Annotated in this window: 4 protein-coding genes; 2 read left to right on the forward strand and 2 right to left on the reverse strand. The window is 76.2% G+C overall.

From position 1 onward, the window contains the following. Positions 1–238: 238 nt before the first annotated feature. Positions 239–841, forward strand: coding sequence for a TetR/AcrR family transcriptional regulator (locus ACFV6I_RS35535; protein WP_063348051.1), 603 nt, complete (start codon positions 239–241; stop codon positions 839–841). A 58-nt stretch (positions 842–899) separates the two neighbouring features. Here the strand turns inward: ACFV6I_RS35535 and ACFV6I_RS35540 are convergent, their stop codons facing one another. Then, entirely contained in the window at positions 900–1,691 is a 792-nt protein-coding gene (locus ACFV6I_RS35540; RefSeq protein WP_380345639.1) for a methyltransferase domain-containing protein, read from the reverse strand. Positions 1,692–1,801: 110 nt separating this feature from the next. On the opposite strand from ACFV6I_RS35540, the gene ACFV6I_RS35545 reads away from it, so the two are divergent. Further along, complete coding sequence (locus tag ACFV6I_RS35545) at positions 1,802–2,299, forward strand: MarR family winged helix-turn-helix transcriptional regulator (protein WP_188307908.1); 498 nt, start codon at positions 1,802–1,804, stop codon at positions 2,297–2,299. Between the two features lie 15 nt (positions 2,300–2,314). Here the strand turns inward: ACFV6I_RS35545 and ACFV6I_RS35550 are convergent. After that, positions 2,315–3,074 (reverse strand): LuxR C-terminal-related transcriptional regulator (locus tag ACFV6I_RS35550; RefSeq protein WP_380430025.1); only part of this gene is annotated, 760 nt, incomplete at its 5' end.

Consider the following 3,074-nt stretch of genomic DNA (forward strand, 5'->3'; position numbering starts at 1 on the left):
GTGGCCGGGGCCGGGGCCGCGGGGGGGGGGGGGGGGGTGCGGGGCGGGCGGCCGGACCCCCGCCCCCCCCCCCCCCACCCGGGGGGCGAGGCTCGCTGGCGACCCCGGCTCGCGGGCGCGGGGCCCCGCCCGCGGCCCGGCGGCGCCGCCCCCCCCCCGCACCGCTGCACCGGCGGGCGGGGGCGCCTCGGGAGGTACGCCCGCCCCGGCGCCGCGCCGCCGGGGCGGGCGAGTCCGGATGACCGGCAAGCAACGGCGGGAGCAGCTGCTGGAGATCGGGCGGACGGTGTTCGCGGAGCGCGGCTACGACGGCACCTCGGTGGAGGAGATCGCCGAGCGGGCCGGGGTGTCGAAGCCGGTGGTGTACGAGCACTTCGGCGGCAAGGAGGGGCTGTACGCGGTGGTGGTGGACCGCGAGATGCAGCTGCTGCTGGACATGGTCACGGGGGCGCTGACCGGCGGGCACTCGCGGGAGCTGCTGGAGCAGGCCGCGTTCGCGCTGATGGACTACATCGACACCTCGACGGACGGCTTCCGGATCCTGGTCCGGGACTCCCCGGTGGCCCAGTCGACCGGCACCTTCGCGTCACTGATCAGCGACATCGCGACGCAGGTGGAGGACATCCTCGGCCTGGAGTTCAAGTCCCGGGGCTTCGACGCGCGACTGGCCCCGATGTACTCGCAGATGCTGGTCGGCATGGTGGCACTGACCGGGCAGTGGTGGCTGGAGGTCCGCAAGCCGGACAAGGCTCAGGTCGCGGCGCACCTGGTGAACCTGGCCTGGCACGGGCTGGAGGGCCTGGAGCGGCACCCACGGCTGGTCGGCGGGCGCAAGGACTGACCTGCGGGCGGAAGGACCGACGGCCCTCCCGCCCCGCATCAGGCCTTCCCGCCCCGCATCAGACCCTGGTCCCGACGGCGAAGATCCGCCGGAACGGGAAGACGGTGCCGTGCGGTCCGGCCGGGTAGGCCTCGCGCAGGAGCGCCCCGTACTCGGCGAGGAAGGCGGCTTGGCGGCCGGGGTCGGTCAGCCGGGTGAGGACGGGGCGCAGGGCGGTGCCCTTGACCCAGGCGAGGACCGGGTCCGGGCCCGGGAGCAGGGTGCGGTACGTGGTCTCCCAGACGTCGGGCGTGCAGCCGGCGGCGGTGAGGGCGTCCAGGTAGCGCTCGGGCGGGTGGACACCGGCCCTGGCGGCGTCGTCGCCGAGGAGGCCGCGCCAGCGGGGGCTGCGCCGGAGTTCGGCGAGCAGGGTGTGGCTGGGGGCGTCGAAGTTGCCGGGGACCTGGAAGGCGACGGTGCCGCCGGGCCGCAGGGCGCCGGCCCAGCGCGGGACGAGGTCGAGGTGGCCGTCGATCCACTGCAGCGTGGCGTTGGAGACGATCAGGTCGGGTCCGGCCGGGGCCGGGTCGTAGTCGCGCGCGTCGGCGAGCAGGTAGTCGGCGGTGGGCTCACCGTCGGTGCGGGCGGTGGCGAGCATCGGGGCGGAGTTGTCGACGCCGGTGAGGCGGGCGTGCGGCCAGCGTGCGCGCAGCACGGCGGTGGAGTTGCCGGGGCCGCAGCCGATGTCGAGGATCACGGGATCGCCCGGGTTCGGGAGGGCGGGGACGCGGGCGAGCAGGTCGCGCAGCGGACGGGTGCGTTCGTCCGCGAAGCGCAGGTACTGCGCCGGGTCCCAGACGGGACTGGTCATGGTCCACCTCACAAGTATCTCGACATCAAGATATCCCAGGTAGCCTTGCTGGCACATTTCTCGACGTCAAGAGACTTCACATCGACACATCCACCGATACACTGATCGTCATGGAGGACGAGGTCGACAGGCTGGTCGCAGCGTGGCGCCGAGAGCGCCCCGACCTCGACGTGGAGCCGCTGGAGGTACTCAGCCGGGTCAGCAGGCTCGCCCGGCACCTCGACCGCGCCCGCCGCACCGCCTTCGCCGAGCACGGGCTGGAGCCCTGGGAGTTCGACGTCCTGACCGCCCTGCGCCGGGCCGGCTCCCCCTACCAGCTCTCCCCCGGCCAGCTGCTCACCCAGACCCTGGTCACCTCCGGCACCATGACCAACCGCATCGACCGCCTCACCGGCAAGGGCCTGGTCAAGCGCCTGCCCGACCCGGACGACCGGCGCGGCGTGCTCGTCCGGCTCACCGACGACGGCCGCGACCGCGCCGACCAGGCACTCGCCGGACTGCTCGCACACGAACGCGAACTGCTCGCCCAGCTCAGCTCCGGCCAGCGGGGCGAACTCGCCGCGCTCCTGCGGCAGCTGGTCGCCCCCTTCGACAACATCCCGGGCTGATCCGGGCCCCGGAGCTCACGTCCGGTCCACCGCGGTCACGATGGACGGCGGCGCCGGCAGGGCCGGCTCGGCCGGGCTGACCCCGGCCCGGCGGGCCACCGCGACCGCGGCCAGCGTGGAGTGCACCCCGAGCTTGCCGAGCACGTTCTGCATGTGCGTCCGGACGGTGTGCGGCGACAGGTAGAGCCGCTCCGCGACCGCCTGCCGACCCAGGCCCGCCACCATGCAGCGCAGGATCTGCTTCTCCCGCGGGGTCAGGGTGTCGACCAGCCGCTCGCTCTCGGTGCGGTCCCGCCGGGCGGTGGTCAGCTCGCGGATCACCCCGGTCAGCAGCGCGGGCGGCAGGTGCGTCTCGTCCCGCAGCACCCCCCGGACCACGGCGAGCAGCCGGGCCAGCGAACTCTCCTTGGCCACCCAGCCGGTGGCGCCCGCGTGCAGGGCCCGGGCGGCGCGGTGCGGATCGTCGGCGGCGGCCAGCACGACCGCCCGCAGCCCCGGATGGGCGCGGCGGACCCGGGCGAGCAGGGTGATGCCGTCCGGTGCCGGAGGCGCGGTTCTGAGCTGGTCGGCCCGGTACACGTCGGAGCGGGCCGGCTCCGCGCCGCGCCCACCCGGGCGCAGCAGGTCCACCGAGCGCCCGCCGGACGGCACCACCGGCGGGCCGACCGGGTGGCGGGGGGGGGGGCCCCCCCCGGGGGGGCGCCCCCGGCGCCCCGGGGCCCCCGCGGGCCCGCGGGGGCGCGCGGGCCCCGCGCGCGGCGCGCGCCCGGCGCGC

This window comes from Kitasatospora sp. NPDC059803, from assembly GCF_042732255.1.
Classification (GTDB): domain Bacteria; phylum Actinomycetota; class Actinomycetes; order Streptomycetales; family Streptomycetaceae; genus Kitasatospora.

Excerpts from the sequence above, each read along its gene's own strand:
- ACFV6I_RS35545 (WP_188307908.1), top strand. The coding sequence starts at position 1,802 with ATGGAGGACGAGGTCGACAGGCTGGTCGCAGCGTGGCGCCGAGAGCGC.
- ACFV6I_RS35540 (WP_380345639.1), bottom strand. The coding sequence starts at position 1,691 with ATGACCAGTCCCGTCTGGGACCCGGCGCAGTACCTGCGCTTCGCGGAC.
- ACFV6I_RS35535 (WP_063348051.1), top strand. The coding sequence starts at position 239 with ATGACCGGCAAGCAACGGCGGGAGCAGCTGCTGGAGATCGGGCGGACG.